Annotated in this window: 4 protein-coding genes; 2 read left to right on the top strand and 2 right to left on the bottom strand. The window is 55.5% G+C overall.

What is annotated here, in order from left to right; translation table 11 throughout:
- Positions 1 to 60: 60 nt before the first annotated feature.
- Together phoR and phoB are read right to left on the bottom strand one after the other, a co-directional pair.
- Positions 61 to 1,368: a phosphate regulon sensor histidine kinase PhoR gene (phoR, locus tag EHN07_RS06090; protein ID WP_124023291.1), complete on the bottom strand. Its 1,308-nt coding sequence runs from the start codon at positions 1,366 to 1,368 to the stop codon at positions 61 to 63.
- 22 nt (positions 1,369 to 1,390) lie between these two features.
- Positions 1,391 to 2,080, bottom strand: a complete 690-nt coding sequence (phoB, locus tag EHN07_RS06085) for a phosphate response regulator transcription factor PhoB (RefSeq protein ID WP_124023290.1) — start codon at positions 2,078 to 2,080, stop codon at positions 1,391 to 1,393.
- A gap of 190 nt (positions 2,081 to 2,270) precedes the next feature.
- On the opposite strand from phoB, the gene sbcD reads away from it, so the two are divergent.
- On the top strand, positions 2,271 to 3,488 hold the full coding sequence (gene sbcD, locus EHN07_RS06080; RefSeq protein WP_124023289.1) for an exonuclease subunit SbcD: 1,218 nt from the start codon (positions 2,271 to 2,273) through the stop codon (positions 3,486 to 3,488).
- The gene (gene sbcC, locus EHN07_RS06075; RefSeq protein ID WP_124023288.1) at positions 3,485 to 6,637 is read left to right on the top strand and encodes an exonuclease subunit SbcC; all 3,153 of its coding nucleotides are present in this window, start codon (positions 3,485 to 3,487) and stop codon (positions 6,635 to 6,637) included. The genes sbcD and sbcC overlap by 4 nt, the downstream gene beginning before the upstream one ends.
- Positions 6,638 to 6,758 lie beyond the last annotated feature (121 nt).

The raw sequence follows: 6,758 nt of genomic DNA, 5'->3' as shown, positions 1-6,758 counted from the left end.
AAAAAAACACAGGCCAGAACGCTGGCCTGTGGAAAGTTATTTTTACACCGCGTGACTAAGCTATTCCGCGAGCGCGACTTTTTCATTTACGATCAGCCGTTCCGGCAGCGTAAAGTAAAAGGCTGAACCTTTACCTGGCTGGCTTTCAATATCCAGACGCGCATCGTGGTGGCTTAACGCATGTTTCACAATCGCAAGACCAAGCCCGCTACCGCCCGTTTGTCGTGAGCGGGCTTTATCAACCCGGTAGAAACGCTCCGTCAGGCGCGGAATATGCTGCGCTTCAATGCCCGGTCCGCTGTCCTCTACGCGAAAACTTACCCCGCCCGCAACCCGTTGCCAGCTCACCTTAATATGCGTGCCTTCCGGCGTATGGTTGACGGCATTATAAACAAGGTTAGAAATCGCGCTGCGCAGCAGTTCATCGTTGCCAAAGACTTTTAGCGTGGGGTCGATATCGAACTGTAGCGTCTGCCGTTGCTGGCTCAGGGTTTGCGCTTCACGCTCCACCACCCGGAGCATCAGCGGTACATCAATCTTTTCATTGAGCAGCATCGCCGGAGCCGCTTCAATTTTTGACAGCGTCAGCAGTTGCTTAACCATCCCTTCCATACGCGAAGTTTGTTCACGCATAGTGCCGAGCGCTTTCTCCCGCAGCGGCCCTTCCAGCGCCTGGTCCTGCATCATTTCCAGATAGCCCTGCAGCACCGTTAGCGGCGTCCGCAGTTCATGGCTGACGTTGGCGAAGAAATTACGGCGCGCCCCTTCAAGCTGGTGCATCTGAGTGACGTCACGCGCCACCAGCAGCCACTGTTCGTCACTGTAGCGCATCACGCGAAATTCAAGATGGCGGCCGGTATTGAGCACCAGCATCAACGGACGTGAGAACTCCTTTTGCGCCAGGTAGCGGGTAAATTCCGGGTAACGCAGCAGGTTAAGGATATTCTGCCCGTTATCGTCTGGCCAGCGTAACCCTAACAGCTGTTGCGCCAGCCCGTTACACCAGAAAATCGTCCCTTCTTCGGTGATCAGTACCACCGCATCGGGCAGCGATTCCGCCCCGCTACGAAAACGCTTAATCAGATTGCCTAACTCTTTACGGCGCTTTTTATTACGCAGCTGCATCTGATGCAGGCCGTACAGTAGCGGGTCCCAGCTCCCGCTCCCTGGCGGTGGCGTCATGCTGCGATCCACCCACAGCCACCACGATAAACGCAGCAAATTCCAGAAATGCCAAACCAGCAGCCCCGTGACTGCCAGCAATAAAAACCACGCCAGGTGGCCGAAAATAAGGCCTAAAATAACAGCGGGCAGGCAACAGAGCACCAGCTCCATCACCAGCGTTTTCCATGACAACCTTTCGAGCACGCGTTACTCTCCTGACAAGGAATTAAAAGCGGGTTGAGAACCGATAACCCGTACCGCGTACCGTTTGTACCATGCGATCGTGTCCGCTATGTTCGAGCGCTTTGCGTAATCGCCGAATATGTACATCCACTGTTCGGTCTTCGACATATACGTTGGTGCCCCATACATGATTAAGCAATTGTTCGCGACTATACACCCGCTCCGGGTGCGTCATAAAGAAATGTAGTAGCTTAAACTCTGTCGGCCCCATATCTAAGGGGTTTTCACCGGTCATGACGCGGTGCGACGACGGATCAAGGCTTAGCCCTTGCATCTCAATCACCTCTTCCACCGCCATGGGAGAAATACGGCGCATCACCGCTTTAATGCGGGCCACCAGCTCCTTAGGAGAAAACGGTTTGGTAATATAGTCATCTGCCCCGACTTCAAGGCCCCGTACGCGATCTTCTTCTTCTCCACGCGCGGTCAACATCATTACCGGTATTTCACGCGTCAATACTTCACGTTTCAGGTGCTTGATAAACTGAATGCCCGAACCGCCGGGTAACATCCAGTCCAGCAAGATCAGGTCTGGAAAAGGCTCGATCAGCATATTCACTGCACTGTCATAATCTTCCGCTTCTACAGGCTGAAAACCGTTTTGCTCGAGCACAAAGCTCACCATCTCACGGATTGGAGCTTCATCTTCTACGACTAAAATACGCTTCGCCATGATTCGCCCTGCTCAAGGAATAATTATTGTGGTTTCAATGCGCGGCCATTATGCGTCAGATTTATGACAGATTTATGAAAAAAATAACCGCCCGGTGGCTGATAATCTTGAATTATGACACAGAGAAATATGCCGTTTTTCCTCCGCCCCCTTATAATCGGGGCCTCGCTGGTAAGCCACAGGACAGGTAATGCGCATTATTCACACATCGGACTGGCATCTGGGTCAAAATTTTTATACCAAAAGCCGAGGGCCTGAGCATCAGGCTTTTCTTGAGTGGCTACTGCAAGCAGTCGTTGAACATGATGTGGATGCGATCGTTGTCGCAGGCGATATTTTCGATACCGGCTCGCCGCCGAGCTATGCACGCGAACTGTACAACCGTTTTGTGGTGCAGCTTCAGGCGACCGGCTGTTCGCTGGTGGTGCTGGCGGGCAATCATGACTCCGTCGCCACGCTCAACGAATCCCGTGAGCTGATGGCGTGCCTGAGGACTTACGTGATTGCCAGCGCACGCCATGATGCCAGCCAACAAGCGATAGTTCTCAAGACCAAAGCAGGCCTGCCCGGCGCCATTCTCTGCCCGATCCCGTTTCTGCGCCCGCGCGATATTCAAAGCAGCCAGGCGGGTCTCTCCGGCCATGAAAAACAGCGTTCGCTGATGGAGGCCATCAGTGAACATTATCAGCAGTGTCATCGCGCCGCCTGTGCATTACGCGCTAACCAGAAGCTGCCCATTATTGCCACCGGACATTTAACTACCGTCGGCGTGACCAAAAGCGATGCGGTACGCGATATCTATATCGGCACCCTTGATGCCTTCCCGGCGCAGCATTTCCCACCAGCCGACTATATTGCGCTGGGTCATATTCACCGTGCACAGCTGATTGGCGGCAGCGACCATATTCGTTACAGCGGCTCACCGATCCCGTTAAGCTTTGATGAAACCGGCAAGAACAAAAGCGTCTACCTGGTGGAGTTTGCCGCAGGCAAACTTCACCAGGTCACCCCGCTAACGGTTCCGGTTAGCCAGCCGCTGGCGGTGATCAAAGGCTCGCTTAGCGAAATCGAGCAGCAGCTTAACCAGTGGCGCGATGCCCCCGCAGAGCCAAAAGTGTGGCTGGATATTGAAATTGCCACCGATGAATATCTGCATGATATGCAGCGCCATATCCAACAGCTCACCGCAACGCTGCCTGTTGAAGTGGTGCTGTTACGCCGCAGCCGGGAGCAGCGCGAACGCGTAATTGCCCGACAGCATAAAGAAACGCTCAGTGAACTGACGGTTGAAGAGGTTTTTGAGCGCCGCCTGGCGCAGGAAGAGACCACGGAAGAGCGCGCCCAACGTTTACGCACTCTGTTCGCCCAGACGGTGGCGAGCCTGCATGATACGGAGGATCGGGCATGAAAATCCTTAGCCTGCGGTTAAAAAACCTCAACTCGCTGAAAGGAGAATGGAAAATTGATTTCACCAGCGAGCCCTTCGCCAGCAACGGCTTATTTGCGATAACCGGGCCAACCGGCGCCGGGAAAACCACGCTGCTGGATGCGATCTGCCTTGCGCTTTATCACAAAACCCCACGTCTCAATACCGTCTCACAGTCGCAAAACGATCTGATGACGCGCGACACCGCCGAATGCCTGGCTGAGGTAGAGTTTGAAGTCAGGGGCGTCGCCTGGCGCGCATTCTGGAGCCAGAACCGCGCGCGCAACGCGGCAAACGGCAATCTGCAAGCCCCGCGCGTAGAACTTGCTGAAGTGGCGAGCGGCAAGATAGTCGCCGATAAGGTTAAAGATAAGCTCGAGATGACGGCTAAATTGACCGGGCTGGATTATGACCGTTTCACCCGTTCAATGATGCTCTCCCAGGGGCAGTTTGCCGCCTTTTTAAATGCTGATGCCAACGATCGCGCCTCGCTGCTTGAAGAGCTCACCGGAACCGAAATTTACGGCACCGTTTCGGCGGCAGTCTTTGAAAATCACAAAAATATGCGCGGCCAGCTGGAGCAACTGCAGGCTCAGGCGGCGGGCGTAGCGCTATTAAGCGAAGAGCAACGCCAGCAGCTTTCGGAGAGTTTGCAGGCGCTTACTCTTGCAGAAAAAGCCCAGCTTGCCGAACAGCTTAAACTTCAGCAGCAGCAGCAGTGGCTAAGCCAGAATGCGCAGCTTACGCAGAACCATATGCAGGCTGAACAGGCATTGAGTGCGGCAACGCGCGCCATAGCAGAAGCCGCGCCGCAATTAGAGAAATTAATATGCGCGCAGCCGGCTGAAAAATTGCGCCCTGACTGGCAGCGCCTGCAGGAACTTCAAGCTACGCTGCAAACCACCCGCCTTCAAAGCGAAGAAGTGAATACTCGCTTACTTCAGATTCAGGTGCGCCGCCAGCAGACACGGCTCGCAGCGGCAATGCAGGCGACAAAGCTCACCCGGCAAAACGCCCAGCTTGAGGAGTGGCTGAAAGCCCATGACCGTTTTCGCCTGTGGGGTGCAGAACTGGCGGGCTGGCGTATGGCATTCGGTCAGCAATTGCGCGATGCTGCGCAATTACAAACCCTGCAATGCGACATCGACGCCTGTCGGAACAAGCTCGCCCTGCTGTCTGTGCCAGAACGCTCTCTTACCGCGGATGAAGTCAGTGCTCATTTACAAGAGACGATTGCCGCACGCCCCCAGCGCCAGCAGCTTGCCACCCTACAGCCGCAGATTTGTTCACTAATCAGGAACAAAATCCAGCAGCAACAAGAACTTGTAACTCTTGAGCAGCAAATTAGCGAAGGCGATGCGCAGCTGCGGCTCAGGCGTCAGCAATATAAAGAACGCCGCCAGCATGAAAGCGATCTGGAGAAAATATGCGAGCTGGAAGCGCGTATCGTCAGCCTTGAGGCTGAACGTGCCCGGCTGCAGCCCGATCGACCTTGCCCGCTATGCGGCTCCACGCAGCACCCGGCTGTTGCTGATTACCAGGCGATACAACCCGGTGAAAATCAGCAGCGGCTCGCGGCATTAAAACTTGAAGTGGCGCACCTTGCAGAGGCAGGCTCCGCCATTAAAGGCCAGCTCGATACCCAGCGCAAACAGTGCGAAAAGCTGCTTGCCGCCATCAGTTCGCTGCACGAAGAAGAAAGCACGCTGCGTTTACGCTGGCAGCAGCTGTGCGCCGGGCTGCAGCTGACGCTGAAGCCGGAAGACGATCTGCAGGCGTGGCTGGAAGGCGAGGAGCAACGCGAACAGCAGCTGCATCAGCTCAGCCAGCGCATCGTGCTGGAGGAACAACAATCCCAGGGGCAGCAGCAATACGACAAGCTTGCCGCTGAGGTGGCCGCACAGCGCGAAACCCTGAACGGCGCGCTGGAAAATGTCGCCCTGCAACACCCACCTCTGGGTGAAGAAAATAGCTGGCTGGCCGAGCGCCAGCAGGAATTCCAGCAATGGCAGCAGCACCATGAACAGCGGCCTCATATACAGCAGCAGCTGGCCACGCTGGAAAATCTGCTTAACGCGCTACCAGACGACGGCAGCACCCCCGCCCCGTTACCGGAAAGCGAGCAGACTAGCGCATTGCAAAACTGGCATCGCCTGCATAGCGACTGTATTGCGCTGGAAAGCCAGTGGCAGACCGTGCAGCAGCAGCGCCTGCAGGAAGAAAAACGCCTGGCTCAGGCCAACGAGCACTTCCTGGCAGCGCTTGCAGCCAGCCCGTTTACCGATGTGGCAACGTTCCAGGCGGCATTATTAGATGAGGCCGAACGCCAGCAGCTCGAGCAGAAAAAACGGCAGCTTGAGCAGCAGCAACAGCAACAAAGCGCGCTGTGCCAGCAGGCTGAAAAAGCGCTTACGCAGCACCATTGCGCGCGCCCGGAATCCCTGGCTGCCGATGCAGAACTCAGCGTGCTGCAACAGCAGCTTGCGCACTGTCATCAACAGCTGCGCGAAAACACCACTCAGCAGGGGCAACTCCAGCAACAGCTCCGGCATGACGCGGAAAACCGCCAGCGCCAGCAGGGGCTGATGCAATCCATTATTGAATGCCAGCAGCAGGTGGAAGACTGGGGCTACCTCAACGCATTAATTGGCTCGAAAGAAGGCGATAAATTCCGCAAGTTTGCTCAGGGGCTGACGCTCGATAACCTGGTTTGGCTGGCGAATAACCAGCTCAACCGTTTGCACGGGCGTTATTTGCTGCAGCGCAAAGACAGTGAAGCGCTGGAGTTGCAGGTAGTGGACACCTGGCAGGCTGACGCGGTACGTGACACCCGCACGCTGTCCGGCGGTGAAAGCTTCCTGGTCAGCCTCGCGCTGGCGCTGGCGCTCTCCGACCTGGTGAGTCATAAAACGCGTATCGACTCGCTATTTCTGGATGAAGGTTTTGGCACCCTGGATGCTGAAACGCTGGATACCGCGCTGGATGCGCTCGACACGCTTAACGCAAGCGGCAAAACCATCGGCGTCATCAGCCATGTCGAAGCGATGAAAGAGCGTATTCCGGTGCAGATTAAGGTTAAAAAGGTAAACGGGCTGGGTGTCAGCCGGCTGGCGAAGGAGTTTGCCGTCTGAGTTTCCCCCAGCGGGGCAGTCTCTTATACATAACTTGCACTTCACTCTGGCAATCTATCAGGGTGAGATCTGTGAGCTTCGCAGGTTTTCCGTTCACCTATACCTATAGCTATCTCTGCAA

This window comes from Buttiauxella warmboldiae, from assembly GCF_003818135.1.
Classification (GTDB): domain Bacteria; phylum Pseudomonadota; class Gammaproteobacteria; order Enterobacterales; family Enterobacteriaceae; genus Buttiauxella; species Buttiauxella warmboldiae.
This window is presented reverse-complemented; position numbering and strand designations above follow the sequence as displayed.